Source organism: Pseudomonas sp. WT-JTC (assembly GCF_056711565.1).
Genome location: NZ_CM160042.1, coordinates 1,277,437 through 1,298,324 on the forward strand (window position 1 = coordinate 1,277,437; position 20,888 = coordinate 1,298,324).

General features: G+C 59.1%; 18 protein-coding genes. 16 read left to right on the forward strand and 2 right to left on the reverse strand.

Annotated features, from left to right (window positions below):
- Nucleotides 1-32 precede the first annotated feature (32 nt).
- The 8 genes from dnaE (at nt 33) to ispD (ending at nt 11,452) form a co-directional block, all read left to right on the forward strand.
- Nucleotides 33-3,554, forward strand: a complete 3,522-nt coding sequence (gene dnaE / locus AC06G5_RS05595) for a DNA polymerase III subunit alpha (RefSeq protein WP_413426582.1) — start codon at nt 33-35, stop codon at nt 3,552-3,554.
- Nucleotides 3,555-3,693: 139 nt separating this feature from the next.
- The gene (locus AC06G5_RS05600; protein ID WP_057400875.1) at nt 3,694-4,641 is read left to right on the forward strand and encodes an acetyl-CoA carboxylase carboxyltransferase subunit alpha; all 948 of its coding nucleotides are present in this window, start codon (nt 3,694-3,696) and stop codon (nt 4,639-4,641) included.
- A 131-nt stretch (nt 4,642-4,772) separates the two neighbouring features.
- Nucleotides 4,773-6,086: a tRNA lysidine(34) synthetase TilS gene (tilS, locus tag AC06G5_RS05605; protein ID WP_480459064.1), complete on the forward strand. Its 1,314-nt coding sequence runs from the start codon at nt 4,773-4,775 to the stop codon at nt 6,084-6,086.
- 274 nt (nt 6,087-6,360) lie between these two features.
- The gene (locus AC06G5_RS05610) at nt 6,361-7,992 is read left to right on the forward strand and encodes a CTP synthase (RefSeq protein WP_093214930.1); all 1,632 of its coding nucleotides are present in this window, start codon (nt 6,361-6,363) and stop codon (nt 7,990-7,992) included.
- 5 nt (nt 7,993-7,997) lie between these two features.
- The gene (kdsA, locus tag AC06G5_RS05615; RefSeq protein ID WP_015093773.1) at nt 7,998-8,843 is read left to right on the forward strand and encodes a 3-deoxy-8-phosphooctulonate synthase; all 846 of its coding nucleotides are present in this window, start codon (nt 7,998-8,000) and stop codon (nt 8,841-8,843) included.
- 171 nt (nt 8,844-9,014) lie between these two features.
- A complete protein-coding gene (eno, locus tag AC06G5_RS05620; RefSeq protein ID WP_008019783.1) occupies nt 9,015-10,304 on the forward strand; it encodes a phosphopyruvate hydratase in 1,290 nt (429 codons plus the stop codon).
- A 165-nt stretch (nt 10,305-10,469) separates the two neighbouring features.
- Complete coding sequence (gene ftsB, locus AC06G5_RS05625; protein WP_008019784.1) at nt 10,470-10,748, forward strand: cell division protein FtsB; 279 nt, start codon at nt 10,470-10,472, stop codon at nt 10,746-10,748.
- Nucleotides 10,745-11,452, forward strand: a complete 708-nt coding sequence (ispD, locus tag AC06G5_RS05630) for a 2-C-methyl-D-erythritol 4-phosphate cytidylyltransferase (RefSeq protein ID WP_413427252.1) — start codon at nt 10,745-10,747, stop codon at nt 11,450-11,452. Before ftsB ends, ispD begins: the two co-directional genes overlap by 4 nt.
- Before the next feature lie 190 nt (nt 11,453-11,642).
- Here the strand turns inward: ispD and AC06G5_RS05635 are convergent, their stop codons facing one another.
- A complete protein-coding gene (locus tag AC06G5_RS05635; RefSeq protein WP_480459065.1) occupies nt 11,643-12,539 on the reverse strand; it encodes a LysR family transcriptional regulator in 897 nt (298 codons plus the stop codon).
- Between the two features lie 106 nt (nt 12,540-12,645).
- Here AC06G5_RS05635 and AC06G5_RS05640 point away from each other — a divergent pair, with 106 nt between their 5' ends.
- The 8 genes from AC06G5_RS05640 to rpoS all read left to right on the forward strand — a co-directional run bounded on the left by AC06G5_RS05640 (nt 12,646) and on the right by rpoS (nt 20,021).
- Nucleotides 12,646-13,758, forward strand: coding sequence for an S-(hydroxymethyl)glutathione dehydrogenase/class III alcohol dehydrogenase (locus AC06G5_RS05640; RefSeq protein WP_008019788.1), 1,113 nt, complete (start codon nt 12,646-12,648; stop codon nt 13,756-13,758).
- An 88-nt stretch (nt 13,759-13,846) separates the two neighbouring features.
- Nucleotides 13,847-14,716, forward strand: coding sequence for an S-formylglutathione hydrolase (fghA, locus tag AC06G5_RS05645; RefSeq protein ID WP_413427250.1), 870 nt, complete (start codon nt 13,847-13,849; stop codon nt 14,714-14,716).
- A gap of 180 nt (nt 14,717-14,896) precedes the next feature.
- Nucleotides 14,897-15,370 carry a 2-C-methyl-D-erythritol 2,4-cyclodiphosphate synthase gene (gene ispF / locus AC06G5_RS05650; RefSeq protein WP_007970721.1) on the forward strand — a complete coding sequence of 158 codons (474 nt, stop codon included), beginning with the start codon at nt 14,897-14,899 and terminating at the stop codon, nt 15,368-15,370.
- The gene (gene truD / locus AC06G5_RS05655; RefSeq protein ID WP_413427248.1) at nt 15,367-16,425 is read left to right on the forward strand and encodes a tRNA pseudouridine(13) synthase TruD; all 1,059 of its coding nucleotides are present in this window, start codon (nt 15,367-15,369) and stop codon (nt 16,423-16,425) included. The genes ispF and truD overlap by 4 nt, the downstream gene beginning before the upstream one ends.
- Nucleotides 16,413-17,162 carry a 5'/3'-nucleotidase SurE gene (gene surE, locus AC06G5_RS05660; protein WP_413427246.1) on the forward strand — a complete coding sequence of 250 codons (750 nt, stop codon included), beginning with the start codon at nt 16,413-16,415 and terminating at the stop codon, nt 17,160-17,162. Before truD ends, surE begins: the two co-directional genes overlap by 13 nt.
- 41 nt (nt 17,163-17,203) lie before the next feature.
- Nucleotides 17,204-17,839 (forward strand): protein-L-isoaspartate(D-aspartate) O-methyltransferase, encoded by a 636-nt coding sequence (locus tag AC06G5_RS05665; RefSeq protein WP_196373746.1) that lies wholly within the window; start codon nt 17,204-17,206, stop codon nt 17,837-17,839.
- 211 nt (nt 17,840-18,050) lie between these two features.
- Nucleotides 18,051-18,908 carry a peptidoglycan DD-metalloendopeptidase family protein gene (locus AC06G5_RS05670; RefSeq protein ID WP_413427244.1) on the forward strand — a complete coding sequence of 286 codons (858 nt, stop codon included), beginning with the start codon at nt 18,051-18,053 and terminating at the stop codon, nt 18,906-18,908.
- A gap of 105 nt (nt 18,909-19,013) precedes the next feature.
- The gene (gene rpoS / locus AC06G5_RS05675) at nt 19,014-20,021 is read left to right on the forward strand and encodes an RNA polymerase sigma factor RpoS (protein ID WP_007970728.1); all 1,008 of its coding nucleotides are present in this window, start codon (nt 19,014-19,016) and stop codon (nt 20,019-20,021) included.
- A 473-nt stretch (nt 20,022-20,494) separates the two neighbouring features.
- Here the strand turns inward: rpoS and fdxA are convergent, their stop codons facing one another.
- A complete protein-coding gene (fdxA, locus tag AC06G5_RS05680) occupies nt 20,495-20,818 on the reverse strand; it encodes a ferredoxin FdxA (RefSeq protein WP_413427241.1) in 324 nt (107 codons plus the stop codon).
- Nucleotides 20,819-20,888 lie beyond the last annotated feature (70 nt).

Here is a 20,888-nt window from a genome sequence, read left to right on the forward strand (position 1 = left end):
TTGTTGTTTTCAAGTTCACAGACAGGATCACTATGCCGGCTTCATTCGTTCACCTACGCCTGCACACTGAATACTCCCTGGTCGACGGTCTGGTGCGGATCAAGCCGCTGGTCAAGACCCTGGTCGGCATGAACATGCCTGCCGTAGCGGTCACCGACCAGAACAACATGTGTTCCCTGGTCAAATTCTATAAAAACGCCATGGGTGCCGGGATCAAGCCGATCTGCGGTGCCGACCTGTGGCTGTCGAACAAGGATCCGGACAACCCGCTGAGCCGGATCAGCCTGCTGGTGATGAACGCCGAAGGTTATCGCAACCTCACCGAGCTGATTTCCCGCGGCTTTATCGATGGTCAGCGCAATGGCGCGATCATCATCGAGCGCGAATGGGTCGCCGAAGCCAACGCTGGCTTGATCATGTTGTCGGCGGCCAAGGAAGGCGAGATTGGCCAGGCCATGCTCAGCGGCAACCCCGCCGAGGCCGAAACCCTGGCCCGCGAATGGATGGAAGTGTTTCCGGATCGTTTCTACCTGGAAATCCAGCGCACCAACCGCCCCAACGATGAAGAGCAACTGCACGGCGCCGTGGCCCTGGCCGAGAAGCTCGGCGCGCCGCTGGTGGCGACCAATGACGTGCGCTTCATCAAGCAGGAAGACTTCGCCGCCCACGAAACCCGCGTTTGCATCGGTGAGGGCCGTGCCCTCGACGATCCGCGGCGTTCGAAGAATTACAGCGATCAGCAGTACCTCAAAAGCGCCGGGGAAATGGCCGAGCTGTTCAGCGACATTCCCGAGGCGCTGGAAAACACCGTCGAGATCGCCAAGCGCTGCAACATCGAAGTGAAGCTGGGTACGCACTTCCTGCCCAACTTCCCGATCCCCGATGGCATGACCATCGACGAATACTTCCGCAAGGTCTCGTTCGAAGGTCTGGAGGAGCGGCTGTCGGTACTGCTGCCCAAAGACACCACCGAAGACTACGAGGCCAAGCGTCAGGTCTATGTCGACCGGCTGAATTTCGAGCTGGATATCATCATCCAGATGGGCTTCCCCGGTTACTTCCTGATCGTGATGGACTTTATCCAGTGGGCCAAGAACAACGGCGTGCCGGTAGGTCCTGGCCGTGGATCGGGTGCGGGATCGCTGGTGGCCTATGTGCAGAAGATCACCGACCTTGACCCGCTGGAATACGACCTGCTGTTCGAACGTTTCCTCAACCCGGAACGGGTATCGATGCCCGACTTCGACGTCGACTTCTGCATGGACGGTCGTGACCGGGTGATCGACTATGTGGCCGAGAAGTACGGCCGCAACGCGGTAAGCCAGATCATCACCTTCGGTTCCATGGCCGCCAAGGCTGTGGTCCGCGACGTGGCGCGGGTGCAGGGCAAGTCCTATGGCCTGGCGGACCGTCTGTCGAAGATGATTCCGTTCGAAGTCGGCATGACCCTGGAAAAGGCCTACGAGCAGGAAGAGATCCTGCGCGACTTCATCAAGGTCGATGAAGAAGCCGCGGAAATCTGGGAAATGGCCCGCAAGCTCGAAGGCGTTGTACGTAACGTCGGCAAGCACGCCGGTGGTGTGGTTATCGCGCCAACCAAGCTGACCGACTTCTCGCCGATTTATTGCGACGAGGCCGGCGACGGTCTGGTAACCCAGTTCGACAAGGACGACGTCGAGGCGGCCGGCCTGGTGAAGTTCGACTTCCTCGGCCTGCGGACCCTGACGATCATCGACTGGGCGCTGAAAACCATCAACCGCGACCGCGCCAAGGTCAACGAGCCGCCGCTGGACATCGCGTTCATCCCGCTGGACGACAAGCCGACCTACACCTTGCTGCAAAAGGCCGAAACCACGGCCGTGTTCCAGCTTGAATCCCGGGGCATGAAAGAGCTGATCAAAAAGCTCAAGCCCGACTGCCTGGAAGACTTGATCGCACTGGTGGCGCTGTTCCGTCCGGGCCCGCTGCAATCGGGCATGGTGGACGACTTCATCAACCGTAAGCACGGTCGCGCGGAACTCGCGTACCCGCACTCGGATTACCAGTACGAAGGCCTCAAGCCAGTACTGGCACCGACTTACGGCATCATCCTGTATCAGGAACAGGTGATGCAGATTGCCCAGGTCATGGCCGGTTACACCCTCGGTGGTGCAGACATGCTGCGTCGAGCCATGGGCAAGAAAAAGCCCGAGGAAATGGCCAAGCAGCGCGGTGGCTTCATTGAAGGTTGCGCCACCAACAATATCGACGCGGACCTTGCCGGTAACATTTTCGACCTGGTAGAAAAATTCGCCGGTTACGGCTTCAACAAATCCCACTCCGCTGCCTATGGCCTGGTGTCGTACCAGACCGCGTGGCTGAAGGCCCACTACCCGGCGCCGTTCATGGCCGCGGTACTGTCGGCGGATATGCACAACACCGACAAGGTCGTGACCTTGATCGAAGAAGTGCGGACCATGAAGCTGCGTCTCGACGCGCCGGACGTGAACACTTCCGAATTCAAGTTCACGGTGAACGACGAAGGCCGGATCATCTACGGCCTGGGTGCAATCAAGGGCGTGGGTGAGGGGCCGGTCGAGGCGATTACCGAAGCGCGTCTGGCCGGTCCGTTCAAGGATCTGTTCGATTTCTGCGCGCGGGTCGACCTCAAACGCATCAACAAGCGCACCCTCGACGGATTGATCCGCAGCGGTGCCCTGGATCGCCTCGGGCCGTATTTCCACGATGAGCAGAAAGCCTACCAGGCCAACATCGACCGCAATCGCGCGGTGCTGCTGACGGCCATGGAAGAAGCGATCAAGGCGGCCGAACAGACCGCGCGCACCCAGGACAGTGGTCACTCCGACCTGTTTGGCGGCCTGTTTGTCGAAGAAGACGCCGACGTCTATGCCAATCACCGCAAGGCCAAGGAACTGACCCTCAAGGAACGCCTGAAAGGGGAGAAAGATACCCTCGGCCTGTACCTGACCGGTCACCCGATCGACGAATACGAAGGTGAAATCCGTCGCTTCGCCCGTCAACGCATCATCGATCTGAAACCTGCACGTGATACCCAGACAGTCGCCGGGATGATCATCGCCTTGCGGGTGATGAAGAACAAAAAGGGCGACAAGATGGGGTTCATCACCCTCGACGACCGCTCCGGGCGGATCGAGGCCTCGCTGTTTTCCGAAGCGTTCCATGCTGCGCAATCACTGTTGCAGACCGACGCGATGGTGGTGGTCGAAGGTGAGGTCAGCAACGACGACTTCTCCGGTGGCCTGAAGTTGCGGGTCAAGCGGGTGATGAGCATGGAAGATGCGCGCACCAATCTGGCCGAAAGCTTGCGCCTGAAGCTGCATGCCAGGGACCTCAAGGGCGATCAGCTACGCTGGTTGGGCGAACTGTTGAAGCGTCACCGCGGTGCATGCCCGATCACCATGGACTACACCAGCCCTGATGCGAAGGCGTTGTTGCAGTTCGGCGAAGGCTGGCGGATCGATCCGGCGGATGCGTTGATTCAAGCCCTGCGTGACCAGTTCGGGCGAGACAACGTCTTCCTCCAATACCGTTGACGGTCAGTGCTATCAGATTGCCCTGACCTTGACCTGAATTTTTAATCTCGACCTCAGCGCGCCTGTCCCTTAAGGTAGGGCGCGAATAGACAACCGGCCGGCCCAAGATCACTTGGGACTCGACCCAAGACGGACGCCTATGAACCCGAATTTTCTAGATTTCGAACAGCCGATCGCCGACCTGCAAGCCAAGATCGAAGAGTTGCGCTTGGTCGGTAATGACAATTCGCTGAATATCGGCGATGAGATCTCCCGCCTGCAGGACAAGAGCAAAACGCTGACCGAAGACATCTTCGGCAAGCTGACCAGCTGGCAGATCGCACGTCTGGCGCGTCACCCGAAACGTCCGTATACCCTGGACTACATCGAACACATCTTCACCGAATTCGACGAACTGCACGGTGACCGTCACTTCTCCGACGACGCTGCGATCGTTGGCGGTATTGCCCGTCTGGATGACAAGCCGGTGATGGTTATCGGTCACCAGAAAGGCCGTGAAGTGCGCGAGAAGGTTCGCCGCAACTTCGGCATGCCGCGTCCGGAAGGCTACCGCAAGGCTTGCCGCCTGATGGAAATGGCCGAACGTTTCAAAATGCCGATCCTGACCTTCATCGATACCCCGGGCGCTTACCCTGGCATCGACGCTGAAGAGCGCAACCAGAGCGAAGCGATTGCCTGGAACCTGCGGGTGATGGCGCGCCTGAAAACCCCAATCATCGCCACCGTGATCGGTGAGGGTGGTTCCGGTGGTGCACTGGCGATCGGTGTCTGCGACCAGTTGAACATGCTGCAATACTCGACCTACGCGGTGATTTCGCCGGAAGGTTGCGCTTCGATTCTGTGGAAAACCGCCGAGAAAGCACCGGATGCCGCAGAAGCGATGGGCATCACCGCCGAGCGCCTCAAAGGCCTGGGTATCGTCGACAAGGTGATTGGCGAGCCATTGGGTGGCGCGCACCGTGACCCGGCCGCTGCAGCCGCATCGATCCGCGCCGAGCTGAGCTCGCAACTGGCGATGCTGAAGAAGTTCGACAACGACGCGCTGCTGGCCCGTCGCTACGAGCGTCTGATGAGCTACGGTCTCTGATCTGACCTCGGCTTGAATGTGGGAGCGGGCTTGCTCGCGAAAGCGGTATAACAGTCGACCTATGTGTTGAATGTTGAACCGCTTTCGCGAGCAAGCCCGCTCCCACATTTGATTTGCGTGAAGTGATCGATATGAATTTGCCTGCCAAGCTTTTACTGAACCTGAAACCTTGGCGCAATGCTGCGACCTGGCACATCGCCTACTCGGGAGGCCTGGACTCCACCGTCCTGCTGCACCTCCTTGTACACCTTGCAAAAACCGAATCCCTGCCGGCGCTGAGCGCCATCCATGTTCATCACGGCCTTCAAGCTGTGGCCGATGCGTGGCCGGAGCATTGTAGTTCGGTGTGCGCTGCGCTGGGCGTCCCGTTGCAGATTGTTCGTGTACAGGTGCAGCCCGGCGCCAGTCTGGAGCGAGCGGCCCGGGACGCGCGTTATCACGCGTTCAGCGAAGTGATTCGGCCTGGTGAAGTGCTGCTGACAGCCCAACACCGTGACGATCAGGCGGAAACCTTGCTGTTCCGCTTGCTGCGTGGAGCCGGAGTGAGAGGTCTGTCGGGCATGCCACGGCAGCGCCCACTGGGTAAAGGGCACCTGCTGCGGCCTTTGCTCGATGCGACCCGCGCCGAACTGGAAGCCTATGCGGCGGCGCATCAATTGGGCTGGATTGAGGACCCTTCCAATCAGGATCGACAATTCTCGCGCAATTTCCTGCGTCATCAGGTGTTCCCGGTGTTGACCACGCGCTGGCCACAGGCGATGGCGACCATGGCTCGCAGTGCTGCGCATTTGAGTGAAGCCCAAGGGCTGCTTGATGAGCTGGCACAGATTGACTTGAACCAGGCGCGCACCGCCAATGAATTCGATTGGCTGGGGCTGCCGTCGCTGGAACTGGCTTCACTGGAGAAACTCTCCGCCGCGCGTCAGCGCAATGCGCTCAGTCATTGGCTCGAACCGCTGACTCGCCTGCCGGACACCGACCATTGGTCGGGTTGGGAGGATTTGCGCGACGCCACCGGCGATGCCTGCCCGGTGTGGCGGCTGGCCGAGGGCGAACTGCATCGGGCGGGCGGGCGGGTCTGGTGGTTGTCCGGCCGCTGGTTGCGTCCTCTGCCCGCCGCCTGCGCGTGGCAGGCCCCGGCGTCACCACTGGCAATTGCGGACAACGGCGTGGTTTCGCTCACCGGGCAAATCCCCGATGGCCCGTTACAGATCCGCTATCGTGTAGGGGGAGAGATCATGGCTTTGCCGGGTCGCGGCCATCGGGACCTGAAACGTTTGCTCAATGAAAGGGGTGTACCGTCCTTCGTGCGCGGCAGATTGCCGCTGCTCTACAAACAGGGGCAATTGCTCGCGGTAGCGAACCTCAAGGGGCTTGATGGTGGTGTGATCGGCGACTGGCATTTGCATTGGCACCCACTGAACGAAGATCAAGGTTTGAGCTGAAAGGGGCTTTCCGGTAGACTACGCTCCCTTCTTGATACAACTTCTGTGGATTCGCCTGAATTGCAGGAGTTGCCGATTACCAAGCAGTCTTTGCTGGGCGATTCCAAAAAATGTGTAGCGAGCAACGAACCGGTGATTCATTTTCCGGTCTGTCCCAACGCGGCGGTTTTTTTGAAAGGTGCACTGTGATTAATGCAGGTGATCGGGGGCTTCGGCCTTCCTTCGCTTTCCCCGGCGGCTCGGACCGCTTTAACGCAGACTTCTAGGGTTTTTCATGACGCGCTACATATTCGTCACGGGCGGTGTTGTTTCTTCATTGGGGAAAGGCATTGCATCGGCATCATTGGCGGCCATCCTGGAGGCGCGGGGACTTAAGGTCACCATGCTGAAGCTGGACCCGTACATCAACGTCGACCCGGGCACCATGAGCCCGTTCCAGCACGGTGAAGTGTTCGTCACCCACGACGGCGCCGAGACCGACCTGGACCTGGGCCACTACGAGCGGTTCATCCGCACGACCATGACCCAGAACAACAACTTCACCACCGGCCGTGTCTACGAGCACGTTCTGCGCAAAGAGCGCCGTGGTGACTACCTGGGTGCAACCATCCAGGTGATCCCGCACATCACCGACGAAATCAAGCGCCGCATCATCAAGGGTGCTGGCGATGCCGACGTGGCAATGGTCGAGATCGGTGGCACCGTGGGTGACATCGAGTCGCAACCGTTCCTCGAAGCGATCCGTCAACTGCGTTTCGAAGTCGGCGCCAAGCGCGCGATGCTGATGCACCTGACTCTGGTGCCGTACATCGCCACTGCCGGCGAGACCAAAACCAAGCCAACCCAGCACTCGGTGAAGGAACTGCGTTCCATCGGCCTGCAGCCTGACGTGCTGGTGTGCCGCTCGGATCACCCGATCGACATCTCGTCGCGCCGCAAGATCGCGCAGTTCACCAACGTTGAAGAGCGTGCGGTGATCGGCCTGGAAGACGCTGACACCATCTACAAGATCCCGGGCATCCTGCATTCCCAGGGCCTGGACGATTTCGTCGTCGAGCGCTTCGGCCTGCAATGCGGCGGTGCCGATCTGTCCGAGTGGGAAGCCGTGGTCGACGCCAAGCTCAACCCTGAGCACGAAGTCACCATCGCCATGGTCGGCAAGTACATGGAACTGCTGGACGCCTACAAGTCGCTGATCGAAGCGATGAGTCACGCCGGCATCAGCAACCGTACCAAGGTCAACCTGCGCTACATCGATTCCGAAGACATCGAGAACCAGGGCACCGCTCTGCTCGAAGGCGTCGATGCCATCCTGGTACCGGGCGGCTTCGGTCTGCGTGGCGTTGAAGGCAAGATCACCGCCGTTCAATACGCTCGCGAAAACAAGGTTCCGTACCTGGGTATCTGCCTGGGCATGCAAGTGGCCGTTATCGAGTTCGCCCGTAACGTGATGGGCTGGAAAGACGCCAACTCCACCGAGTTCGATCGTGCGAGCGGTCACCCGGTCGTGGGTCTGATCACCGAGTGGGAAGATGCCACCGGCGCTGTCGAAACCCGTACCGAAGCCTCCGACCTGGGCGGCACCATGCGCCTTGGCGCACAGGATTGCCTGCTTGAGCCGGGCTCGCTGGTTCACGGTTGCTACGGCAAGGACGTGATTGTCGAGCGTCATCGTCATCGCTACGAAGTGAACAACAACCTGCTGCCGCAAATCATGGAAGCCGGTTTGAAAATCTCCGGTCGTTCCGGTGATGGCGCACTGGTTGAAGTGGTTGAAGCTCCGGATCATCCATGGTTCGTCGCTTGCCAGTTCCACCCTGAGTTCACCTCGACGCCACGCGACGGTCACCCGCTGTTCAGCGGTTTCGTCAAGGCAGCGTTGGCTCAACACCAGAAGAAGGCGTAACCCCGATGGCACAGAAGATCATCCGCGTCGGCGACATCGAGATTGCCAACGACAAACCCATGGTGCTGTTCGGCGGCATGAACGTGCTGGAAAGCCGTGACATGGCCATGCAGGTTTGCGAAGAGTATGTGAAGGTCACCGAGAAGCTCGGCATCCCTTACGTGTTCAAGGCCAGTTTCGACAAGGCCAACCGGTCTTCTGTGACCTCCTATCGTGGTCCTGGCCTGGAAGAGGGCATGCGCATCTTCCAGGACATCAAGCAAGCCTTCGGCGTGCCGATCATCACCGACGTCCACGAGCCTGACCAGGCCGCGGTCGTCGCTGAAGTCTGTGACATCATCCAGTTACCAGCATTCCTGTCGCGCCAGACCGACCTCGTGGTCGCGATGGCCAAGACCGGTGCGGTGATCAACATCAAGAAAGCCCAGTTCCTCGCCCCCCAGGAAATGAAACACATCCTGAACAAGTGCGTGGAAGCAGGTAACGATCAGTTGATCCTCTGCGAGCGTGGTTCGAGCTTCGGCTACAACAACCTGGTCGTCGACATGCTCGGCTTCGGCATCATGAAGCAGTTCGAATATCCGGTATTCTTCGACGTGACCCACGCGCTGCAAATGCCCGGCGGTCGCTCCGATTCCGCCGGCGGCCGTCGCGCCCAGGTCACCGACCTGGCGAAGGCCGGCATGAGCCAGTCGCTGGCCGGCCTGTTCCTGGAAGCCCACCCGGATCCGGACAACGCCAAATGCGACGGTCCTTGCGCCTTGCGTCTGGACAAACTGGAGCCATTCCTGGCCCAGCTCAAGGCTTTGGACGAGCTGGTGAAGAGTTTTCCGACGGTAGAAACCGCGTAATCCTCAATTCTCCCTGTAGGAGCTGGCTTGCCAGCGAAAAGGCCTGGAATCTTTCAGCGATTTCAAGGGCGCCTTCGCTGGCAAGCCAGCTCCTACAAAAAGTAATATGACCCACAAGTTATAAATCGAGCGGTACAAAGCGTTTTCGTCAACTTTGGAGTGTTTACAACAATGGCTAAAATCGTCGACATCAAAGGTCGTGAAGTTCTCGACTCCCGTGGCAATCCCACCGTGGAAGCGGACGTGCTTCTCGACAACGGCATCATCGGCAGTGCCTGCGCGCCGTCCGGTGCTTCCACTGGCTCGCGTGAAGCGCTCGAGCTGCGTGATGGCGACAAGAGCCGTTACCTGGGCAAGGGCGTTCTGAAGGCCGTAGCCAACATCAACGGTCCGATCCGCGACCTGTTGAAAGGCATGGACCCAAGCGACCAGAAAGCGCTCGATCTGGCAATGATCAAGCTCGACGGTACTGAAAACAAAGGTTCCCTGGGCGCCAACGCGATCCTCGCCGTTTCCCTGGCCGCGGCCAAGGCGGCAGCACAGGACCAGGACCTGCCGCTGTACGCTCACATCGCCAACCTGAACGGTACCCCGGGTGTCTACTCGATGCCGGTTCCGATGATGAACATCATCAACGGCGGCGAGCACGCCGACAACAACGTCGACATCCAGGAATTCATGGTTCAGCCGGTTGGCGCCAAGTCCTTCTCGGAAGGCCTGCGCATGGGCACCGAGATTTTCCACCACCTCAAAGCCGTGCTGAAGGCCCGTGGCCTGAGCACTGCCGTCGGTGACGAAGGTGGTTTCGCGCCAAACCTGGCTTCCAACGAAGACGCTTTGAAAGTGATCTCCGAAGCCGTGGCCAACGCCGGTTACAAGCTGGGCACCGACGTGACCCTGGCCCTGGACTGCGCGGCCAGCGAATTCTACGAAGACGGCAAGTACAACCTGTCCGGCGAAGGCCAGGTGTTCACCGCCGAAGGTTTCGCTGACTACCTCAAAGGCCTGACCGAGCGTTACCCGATCATCTCCATCGAAGATGGCCTGGACGAGTCCGACTGGGCTGGCTGGAAAATCCTCACCGACAAAATCGGCGAGAAGACCCAACTGGTAGGCGACGACCTGTTCGTAACCAACACCAAGATCCTGAAAGAAGGCATCGATAAAAAGATCGCCAACTCGATCCTGATCAAGTTCAACCAGATCGGCACCCTGACCGAAACCCTGGAAGCCATCCAGATGGCCAAGGCTGCCGGTTACACTGCCGTGATCTCGCACCGCTCCGGCGAAACCGAAGATTCGACCATTGCCGACCTGGCCGTGGGCACCTCGGCTGGCCAGATCAAGACCGGTTCCCTGTGCCGTTCCGACCGCGTTTCCAAGTACAACCAACTGCTGCGTATCGAAGAGCAGTTGAACGGCAAAGCCAAGTACAACGGTCGCGGCGAATTCCGCGGTTGATAAGGTAAAAAGTCAGCGGATTGTGTCGAAAAAAATCGCTACAGCGACGTTTTTGCCACTAATCTGATGCCTTATAAGCACAAGCCTGGTTCTTCCAGGCTTCGTGCTATCAGTAGCTTCATGTTTTGGTATGGCTGTCTTTTTTCACTGGATACCTGATATTCGATGCGCAGTCCCAATTGGTTGTTCCTCGTCTTGCTCCTGCTGCTGGCTGGCCTGCAATACCGCCTGTGGGTGGGTAATGGCAGCCTGGCGCAAGTGGCCGACCTGACTCAGCAGATCGCGGATCAGCAGGCCGAGAACCAGACATTGCTGGAGCGCAACCGGGTGATGGACGCCGAAGTCAGTGAGTTGAAAAAGGGCATGGAGACCGTTGAAGAACGGGCTCGCCATGAGTTGGGCATGGTCAAGGACGGTGAAACCCTTTACCAGTTGGCCCAATGATCAAGTCGTTACCGGCCTTCTGGGCCGTGATTCCTGCCGCGGGCGTCGGTGCCCGTATGGCCGCGGACCGTCCCAAGCAATACTTGCAACTGGGCGGGCGCACTATTCTCGAACACAGCCTCGGCTGTTTCCTTGGTCATCCAGGCCTGAAAGGTTTGGTGGTCAGTCTTGCTGTTGACGATCCTTATTGGCCGAACCTGGCGTGTGCCAGTGATCCGCGGATTGCCCGGGTCGAGGGCGGTTCCGAACGTTCAGGGTCGGTGCTCAATGCGTTGCTGCATCTGCACGCACAGGGCGCTGATGATGAGGATTGGGTTTTGGTTCACGATGCCGCACGGCCGAACCTCAGTCGTGACGACCTGGACAAGCTGCTGGCGGAACTGGCTGACGATCCTGTCGGCGGACTGCTGGCGGTCCCGGCACGGGATACGCTCAAGCGCGTCGACCAGCACGGTCGTGTGCTCGAAACCGTTGATCGCAGCGTGATCTGGCAGGCCTACACACCGCAGATGTTCCGCCTTGGGGCGTTGCATCGGGCATTGGCGGACAGTCTGGTGGCTGACGCGGTGATCACCGACGAAGCGTCGGCCATGGAGTGGGCAGGGCTTGCGCCACGGCTGATTGAAGGTCGAGCTGACAACCTCAAGGTCACTCGGCCGGAGGATCTGGAATGGTTGAGGCAGCGTTGGGCTAACCGCCGCTAGAAGGTTTGGGGGCAGCTTCTGGACCGCGTCGCGTCTTTCGCGAGCAAGCCCGCTCCCACATTTGATCGGCGTTGCCCGCAATTCTTGTGAACAACCTTAATCCCCTGTGGGAGCGGGCTTGCTCCGGGCGGCGTTCCGACGAAAGCGATGGTCCAGGCAGCTGACATCTCGCTGACACACCAACAAAACACTAGCACCGGTACTCCGGCCGTACGGCCAACCCTTCCTTCAAATAATCCACCAACTTGCGCACCTTCGGCGACAAATGCCGTTGCTGTGGATAAAGCGCCCACACCGCCGTGTTCGGTGGTTGATGCGCCTCCAGCAATGAAATCAAAGCACCGCTTTTCAGATGCTCCAGCACGTAGTAATCCGGCAGCTGACACAGCCCTACGCCCTGTAGCGCGGCATCCAGCACTGCTTGCCCACTGTTGCAGCGCCAGTTTCCCTGCACCCTTTGCGAAAATTCCCGCCCGTTCTGTTCCAGTTGCCAGAGGTCCGAGCTGCCGATGAGGCAGTTGTGGCGGCTCAGTTCCGAAAGGCTGTGCGGACGCCCGTAGCGTTCGAGGTAGGAGGGCGATGCACAGAGATGCATCCGCCGTGGCGCGAGGCGGGTGGCGACCAGTCGTGAATCCTGCAAACGCCCCAGGCGGATCGCCAGGTCGAGGCCCTCATGTACCAGGTCGAGTTGCCGATTGGTCAGTTCGATATCAATCCGCAGTTGCGGATACAGCCCCATGAAACGCGTCACCAGTGGCACGATGAAGCGTTCGCCGTAAGCCACGGCGCACGTCATGCGCAGCATGCCTTTGGGCTCGCTGGTCAAGTCGCCGACCGCGCGCAACGCTTCTTCGCGTCCATCCTGCAAGCGCTGGCAGTGTTGCAGGAAGGTTTGCCCTGCCTCGGTCAGCGTGACCCGGCGGGTGCTGCGGTAGAGCAAACGGGTTTGCAGGCGTTCTTCGAGGCGTACAATTTGTCGACTGATGTGAGAGGAAGAAACCCCGAGGCGTTCCGCGGCAGCGGTGAACTGGCTGCATTCGGCCACGGCGACAAATTCGTCGATTCCTTCCCAGCGGTTTTCGGACATGGATGATTATCCCTGTACAGCAATAATGTTTTGCTTTTGTCCGGATTATTCACTGTAAGGCGCTGTATTACACTCCCTGTCTCGTTTTCTTCACTGGAGAGTCATCATGATCAAGTCGCGCGCCGCCGTTGCCTTCGAGGCCAAAAAGCCCCTCGAAATCGTTGAAGTCGATGTCGCCATGCCCAAGGCCGGCGAAGTATTGCTGCGCGTGGTGGCCTCCGGTGTCTGCCACACCGATGCCTACACCTTGTCCGGCGCCGATCCGGAAGGCATCTTCCCGTCGATCCTCGGCCATGAAGGCGGGGCGATCGTGGAAGCCATCGGCGAGGGCGTGACATCCGTTGCCGTCGGCGACCATGTGATCCCGCTGTACACCCCGGAATGCCGAAAGTGCAAATTCTGCCTGTCGGGCAAAACCAACCTCTGCCAGGCGATTCGCGCAACCCAGGGCAAAGGCTTGATGCCGGACGGCACATCGCGGTTTTCCTACAAGGGCGAAACGATTTTCCACTACATGGGGACGTCTACGTTTTCCGAGTACACCGTCCTGCCGGAAATTTCCGTCGCCAAGATCGCCAAGGAAGCACCACTGGAAAAAGTCTGCCTGCTGGGTTGCGGTGTCACTACCGGTATCGGTGCAGTGCTCAACACCGCCAAGGTGAAACCAGGTGACACCGTGGCCATTTTCGGCCTCGGCGGCATCGGTTTGTCGGCTGTCATCGGCGCGGTCAAAGCCAAGGCTGCCCGCATCATTGCCATCGACATCAACCCGGCCAAATTCGAAATTGCCAAACAGCTGGGTGCAACCGATTGCGTGAACCCGAAAGACTTCGATCGTCCGATCCAGGAGGTCATCGTCGACATGACCGATGGCGGCGTCGACTTCTCCTTCGAGTGCATCGGCAACGTGCAGTTGATGCGTGCCGCGCTTGAGTGCTGCCACAAGGGTTGGGGCGAGTCGGTGATCATCGGTGTGGCCGGTGCCGGCCAGGAGATTTCAACTCGTCCGTTCCAGTTGGTCACCGGCCGCGTCTGGCGCGGTTCGGCGTTCGGCGGCGTGCGCGGCCGTACCGAGTTGCCGAGCTATGTGGAAATGGCCGAGACCGGTGAAATTCCGCTGGATACCTTCATCACCCACACCATGGGCCTGGAAGATATCAACAAGGCGTTTGACCTGATGCATGAAGGCAAAAGCATCCGTAGCGTCATTCATTTCTGAGAAGCAGCTGCAAGCGTCAAGCTTCAAGCGGCAAGCAGATCGCATCAGCTTGGCGTTTGAGGTTTGGGCTGCTACTGAGGAGTTTGCTATGAGTTTGGAAAATATCTCCTGCCAGAAAAGCTTCGGTGGTTGGCACAAACGCTATCGCCATCGCTCAGAAGTACTCGGCTGCGACATGGTGTTTGCCGTGTATCTGCCGCCGCAAGCGGAGCAGGGCGGCAAGCTGCCGGTGTTGTACTGGTTGTCCGGCCTGACCTGCACCGACGAGAACTTCATGCAAAAGGCTGGCGCCATGCGCATGGCCGCCGAGTTGGGGCTGATCATCGTCGCACCGGACACCAGCCCTCGCGGCGCCGATGTACCGGGTGATCCGGACGGTGCCTGGGACTTCGGCCTCGGCGCCGGGTTTTATCTGAATGCCACCCAGGAACCGTGGTCGCGCCACTATCGGATGCATGACTATGTCGTGCAGGAATTGCCAGCATTGGTTGAAGCCCATTTCCCGGCGTCGGACAAGCGCGGCATCAGCGGCCACTCCATGGGCGGCCATGGTGCGCTGGTTTGCGCGTTGCGCAATCCGGGGCGTTATCTGTCGGTGTCGGCGTTCTCGCCGATCAACAATCCCATGGATTGTCCATGGGGGCAGAAGGCCTTTTCCCGTTACCTGGGGGAAGACCGTTCGAAGTGGCGCGAGTGGGATGCCTGTGCACTGATCGCTGAGGCCGACGAAAAGCTGCCGCTGTTGGTCGATCAGGGAGATCGTGATGATTTTCTGGCCACCCAGCTCAAGCCTGAGGCCCTGCAACAGGCGGCAAAATTGGCCGATCATCCGCTGACGTTGCGCCTGCAACCGGGCTACGACCACAGCTATTTCTTTATCGCCAGTTTCATCGACGATCACTTGCGGCATCACGCGCATGCTTTAGTGCCCAGTCTCACAAGTACTGTTCCTTTTTGACGGCGTCTGTTGCCATCATGCTGCGTTGCCGCTCCTCGCCATAGCGAGCTATGACTCGTCGCGACGCCTTGCCTGATGGCAACAGCCACTCGTCAAAAGAGGAACGTACTTGTGAGACAGGACACTAGCTGCCCAATAGCAGGTAGAATCACGCCCTGACAAAAATCGGGGCGTTTTTTTATGCGTATTGGCCACGGCTATGATGTGCACCGTTTCGCTGAGGGCGATTTCATCACTCTGGGCGGTGTGCGCATTGCACACAGTTTCGGGTTGCTCGCTCACTCTGACGGTGACGTCCTCTTGCACGCCTTGAGCGATGCCTTGCTCGGCGCCGCGGCGCTGGGAGACATCGGCAAGCATTTCCCGGATACCGACCCGCAGTTCAAGGGCGCCGACAGCCGTGCGCTGTTGCGTCATGTCGTCGCACTGGTCCATGCCAAAGGCTGGAAAGTCGGCAACGTCGATAACACCATTGTCGCCCAGGCGCCGAAAATGGCCCCGCATATAGAATCGATGCGCGCGCTGATTGCCGCGGATCTTCAAGTAGAGTTGGATCAAGTGAACGTGAAAGCTACCACCACCGAAAAGCTCGGCTTTGTCGGTCGCGAAGAGGGCATTGCCGTGCACTCCGTTGCCTTGTTGCTGCGCGCATGAACGAACAGCAATTGCTCGGCCCGAGGGCTTACGGTGAACCCCTTGGCACAGCGGTACTGAAAGCGATCGCGGAAGATTTCCAGGTCGACGAAGTCCTCGACATCCCCCTGAGTGGCGAAGGCGAACACCTGTGGATCTGGGTGGAAAAACGCGGTCTGAACACGGAAGAGGCGGCGCGGCGGATTGCCAAGGCGGCTGGCGTGCCATTGCGCACTGTCAGCTATGCAGGGCTCAAGGACCGTCAGGCGTTGACCCGCCAGTGGTTCAGCGTGCAATTGCCGGGCAAGGCCGACCCTGATCTGTCGGCCGCGGAAAACGATACGCTGAAGATCCTCAAGACCGCCCGCCACAAGCGCAAACTGCAACGCGGTGCGCACTCGGCCAACGGCTTCACGTTGCGCCTGACGCAATTCGCCGGCGACAAGTCGGCGATTGAAGAGCGCCTGCAACTGATCGCCAAACAAGGCATCCCCAATTATTTCGGCGCTCAGCGCTTCGGCCATGACGGCGGCAACGTTGTCGATGCCCGCGCCTGGGCCGCGCGCAAGGCCTTGCCGGAGCAGCGCAACGTGCGCTCGCGGCTGCTCTCCACGGCGCGCAGTTTTCTGTTCAATCAGGTGCTGGCCGCACGTGTCGCCGATGGCAGCTGGCAGCGTGCCCAGGTGGGCGATCTGCTGGCGTTCACCGACAGCCGCAGCTTTTTCCCGGCAGGCGAAGCCGAGTGCAGCGACCCGCGCCTGGCGATTCTCGATCTGCACCCGACCGGTCCGCAGTGGGGTGAAGGTGACTCGCCGGCCACGGGCGCTGTCCATGAATTGGAGCAGGCTATCGCCGCACGCGAAGCGGATTTGCGTGACTGGTTGATCAACGCCGGTATGAGCCACGAACGTCGCATCCTGCGGCTGCCCATTGGCGGGTTGACGTGGCATTATCCCGAGCCTGACATTCTGCAACTGGAATTCGTCCTGCCGGCCGGATGCTTCGCCACTGTATTGGTGCGCGAGCTTGTTGATCTGGTGCCGGTGGGGCAGACGGACAGCCCATGCGTATTCTGATTTCTAACGATGATGGGGTAACCGCACCCGGTCTCGCCGCGCTTTATGCTGCGCTGGCGGATTACACCGAATGCGTGGTTATCGCCCCGGACCAGGACAAAAGCGGCGCCAGCAGTTCGCTGACGCTCGACCGTCCGTTGCACCCGCAAACCCTGGCCAACGGCTTTATCAGCGTCAACGGCACGCCAACCGATTGCGTGCACCTGGGCCTCAACGGCCTGCTGGAGCGCGAAGCGGACATGGTGGTTTCCGGTATCAATCTGGGTGCGAACCTGGGGGACGATGTCCTGTATTCCGGTACGGTGGCGGCGGCCCTTGAGGGGCGTTTCCTGAAACACCCTTCGTTTGCCTTTTCACTGGTCTCACGCCAGATAGAGAACCTTCCCACAGCTGCCTATTTCGCGCGCAAACTGGTCGAAGCCCATGCTGACCTGGATCTGCCACCGCGCACGGTACTGAACGTGAACATTCCCAATTTGCCGCTGGACCGTATCCGCGGTATCCAGTTGACCCGCCTGGGCCATCGCGCCCGAGCCGCGGCACCGATGAAAGTGGTCGATCCGCGGGGCAAGTCCGGTTATTGGATCGCGGCGGCCGGGGATGCCGAAGACGGTGGCCCGGGTACCGATTTCCATGCGGTGATGCAGGGTTATGTTTCGATCACGCCACTGCAACTGGATCGCACGTTCAATGATGCCTTCAGAAGTCTGGACGGCTGGCTGGAGGGGCTGCGCTGATGGGGCGCGAACAAGACGATATGCTGCGTCGCGGCATCGGCATGACCTCACAGCGAACCCGCGAGCGGCTCATCCAGCGCCTGTACGAGGAGGGCATTTCCAACGCCAGGGTGCTGGAGGTCATTCGCCGGACCCCGCGTCACCTGTTCGTCGACGAAGCGCTGGCGCACCGTGCCTATGAAGACACGGCGCTGCCGATTGGCAATAACCAGACCATCTCCCAGCCTTATATGGTGGCGCGCATGAGCGAGCTGCTGCTGGAGGCCGGTCCCCTCGACAAGGTGCTGGAGATCGGTACCGGGTCGGGTTATCAGACGGCGGTACTGTCGCAACTGGTCGAGCGTGTGTTCTCGGTCGAGCGCATCAAGGTTCTGCAGGATCGGGCAAAGGAACGCCTGGTCGAACTGAACCTGCGCAACGTGGTGTTCCGCTGGGGCGATGGCTGGGAAGGCTGGCCGGCACTGGCGCCATACAACGGGATTATCGTCACGGCAGTGGCGACCGATGTGCCCCAGGCACTGCTTGATCAGTTGGCACCGGGAGGGCGAATGGTGATCCCGGTCGGGTCCGGTGAAGTCCAGCAGTTGATGCTGATCATTCGCGAGGAACAGGGTTTTTCCAGGCATGTTCTGGGGGCTGTGCGCTTCGTGCCATTGCTCCATGGGCCACTGGCCTGAGCATTTGTTTTGGCGCGCTGAATTCTCTTCGATTGCCTTTGTCTTACAGCGGCATCGTTTGGTTGAACGGGATTCATCGTCAGGCAGCAAACGTGTGCGCGACAGCGATTCGCCACATTAAAGGTAAAGCGTGCACGGCCCGTTATACTTGCGACAGTTCATGCCGGACTCCGGTATTTCACATTTTCAGCCACCACAGAGGGAGCGGCGGGTGAGTCTCACAGTCATTGCGCAGCGTATGAGTAAAACGAGCTTTCAGCGCCTGGTGACTGGCCTTGTCTTGAGCACCTTGCTGGTCGGTTGTTCCAGCAACAAATCCAGCGATGTTCGTGTGCTGGACCGCAACAATGCCGCGGCCCAGCGCCCGGCCGTGACCACCGGACAATACGTCGTTCGGCCCAAGGACACCCTGTTCTCCATCGCCTTCCGTTACGGCTGGGACTACAAGGCTCTTGCGGCACGCAACAACATTGCAGCGCCTTACACCATCCATCCGGGTCAGACGATTCGCTTTGATGGTCGAAGCGATTCAACGTCGACGGCGGTGGTCAGTTCGTCCAGTTCAACACCTTCGTCGTCGAGTAAAACCACGGTCATCCGTCGTCCGGTAAACGGTTCGACCACCAGCACAACGACAGTTGTGCCGTCCGTCGCGAACAAGCCTGCACCTGCTCCACTGCCCCCTCCCGGGCCAGCCCCGACCGGCTGGGGATGGCCATCTAATGGCATTCTGATTGGGAAATTCTCTTCAAACGGTAGTTTGAATAAAGGAATTGATATCGCCGGAGATTTGGGACAGCCTGTTTTAGCTGCGTCTGATGGGACGGTGGTTTATGCCGGGAGTGGCTTAAGGGGCTACGGCGAATTAGTAATCATCAAACACAGTGAAACCTACGTCAGTGCCTACGGACATAACCGCAGGCTTTTGGTTCGGGAGGGGCAGCAGGTCAAGGTTGGGCAGACAATTGCCGAAATGGGGTCAACGGGTACAGACCGGGTGAAACTGCATTTTGAGATTCGCCGCCAAGGTAAACCTGTAGATCCGCTGCAGTTCCTGCCACGTCGTTGATCGCTTACCAGCCTGTTCCGTCGCGTAGAGGGGACAGGCTCCAGCGTTGCCAGGGATAAAGGCGCCGCTTGAGCTTGAGGTCGAACTCACCAAAGGACTATAACAATGGCTCTCAGTAAAGAAGTGCCGGAGTTTGACATCGACGATGAGGTTCTCCTGATGGAGAGCGGCATCGATACGGATTCGATGTCGAATGATGAAGGGGCGGCTCCACCTTCCGTTCGTGCCAAATCCAAACACTCCGCATCGTTGAAACAACACAAGTACATTGACTACACGCGGGCACTTGATGCCACGCAGCTGTATCTCAATGAAATTGGTTTCTCTCCCCTGCTGTCACCCGAAGAAGAAGTTCATTTTGCGCGCCTGTCGCAAAGTGGCGATCCGGCCGGGCGCAAGCGCATGATTGAAAGTAACTTGCGGCTGGTGGTGAAAATCGCCCGACGCTATGTCAATCGTGGGCTGTCGCTGCTGGACCTGATCGAAGAGGGCAACCTCGGCTTGATCCGGGCGGTGGAGAAGTTCGATCCGGAACGCGGCTTCCGCTTCTCGACCTACGCGACCTGGTGGATTCGCCAGACCATCGAACGCGCAATCATGAATCAGACCCGGACCATCCGGTTGCCGATCCATGTGGTCAAGGAGCTGAATGTGTACCTGCGGGCCGCGCGGGAGCTGACGCAAAAACTCGACCATGAACCCTCTCCCGAAGAAATCGCCAACCTGCTGGAAAAACCGGTTGGAGAGGTCAAGCGCATGCTCGGCCTTAACGAACGGGTTTCTTCGGTCGACGTCTCGCTGGGTCCGGATTCGGATAAAACCCTGCTGGACACCCTGACTGACGACCGTCCGACCGATCCATGCGAGCTGTTGCAGGACGACGACCTGTCCCAGAGCATCGATCAATGGCTCTCGGAACTGACCGACAAGCAACGCGAGGTGGTTGTACGCCGCTTCGGTCTGCGCGGTCATGAAAGCAGCACCCTTGAAGACGTAGGCCTGGAAATTGGCCTGACCCGGGAGCGGGTCAGGCAGATTCAGGTGGAAGGCTTGAAGCGGCTGCGCGAGATCCTGGAAAAAAATGGTCTGTCGAGTGAATCGCTGTTCCAGTAAGGCACTCACTGCGATGGCATAAAAAACCCCGGCCGACTCGGGGTTTTTTTTTGCCTGGACCGGGGACGGAATCCGCTCGGGATTGTGCTTTCGTGCTGTAAGCCTTGGCGTACTCTTGCGTAAGTGTTCGTTATTTTTACACCCTGGCATTCGTCTATGCTGAGCGCTTCTAACATCTATCTTTATGATTTTTATGGTTATTTTTTGTTGTTGGTGATGTGTGGCAGCCAGGTTTCGCACCAGGGGGCGATTGATCCCGGAGGAGGAAGCTCTAATATTCAGGCTGTGTCGACGGACTGACACGCCCTTCAAGGATGGGGGGAGAAGGACATCGCAGGAAGCGATTCATCAGGATGATGAAAAGGAACACAGGGGATGAGGAAAAAATGCGGGCGGGTCAAACCGCCCCTTTTTTTGTCTGCAGAAAAAGCAAAAAGGCCCTTGTGGGGCCTTTTTCGGGAGCGCGGGGGTAATCAGCGTTCCAGTTGTTCAATCTTGCCTGGCTTGCCATCCCATTCTGCGGAATCGGGCAGCGGATCTTTGCGTTCGGTAATGTTCGGCCAGATATCAGCCAATTCAGCGTTCAGCTCGATGAAGTTTTCCATGCCGGCCGGAACTTCATCTTCGGAGAAGATAGCCACGGCAGGGCATTCAGGTTCGCACAGCGCGCAATCGATGCACTCATCCGGGTGGATCACCAGGAAATTCGGGCCTTCGTAAAAGCAGTCCACCGGACAGACTTCTACGCAGTCGGTGTACTTGCACTTGATGCAGTTGTCGGTGACGACGAAGGTCATTTCTAATTTTCTCCTCAGGCGCGGCTTGCTGCGCCCCTTCTCGTAGGGGTCGCCAGGTTCGGGAGCGATA